The sequence below is a fragment of the Paraburkholderia sp. NMBU_R16 genome, from assembly GCF_013282575.1.
In the GTDB taxonomy this organism is placed as follows: domain Bacteria; phylum Pseudomonadota; class Gammaproteobacteria; order Burkholderiales; family Burkholderiaceae; genus Trinickia.
In genome coordinates this window covers 1-261 of sequence record NZ_JAAAYE010000381.1, presented here as the reverse complement: position 1 = coordinate 261, position 261 = coordinate 1, and the positions used below count along the sequence as shown (strand labels likewise).

Below are 261 nucleotides of genomic sequence, written 5' to 3'. Positions count from 1 at the left end.
GTCACCCTTCATTTGGCCTTTGCGGATCATGTGCATGATCTCAATGCCGGCCAGGATGATGCGCGCGCACCGGAAATCCTTGAATCCCATCATCGGTTTGATGATGCGTTTGATGGCACGATGGTCCGGCTCTGTCGAGGTCGATCACTCGAGTGTGCACCGCTGGGTCATCAAGCTGGTGCCACTGTTTGAAAAGTCGTTTCGCCGACACAAGCGTCCGGTAGGCAAGAGCTGGCGCATGGACGAGACCTACGTGAAGGT

The 261-nt window shown here is 55.9% G+C and carries 2 pseudogenes; one reads left to right on the top strand and one right to left on the bottom strand.

Annotation, left to right across the window (positions count from 1 at the left end):
- A pseudogene (locus GWC77_RS28610) lies at positions 1-132 on the bottom strand (DDE-type integrase/transposase/recombinase); the annotation flags it as partial.
- Between the two features lies 1 nt (position 133).
- Here GWC77_RS28610 and GWC77_RS28605 point away from each other — a divergent pair.
- Positions 134-261 (top strand): annotated as a pseudogene (locus GWC77_RS28605) (IS6 family transposase); the annotation flags it as partial.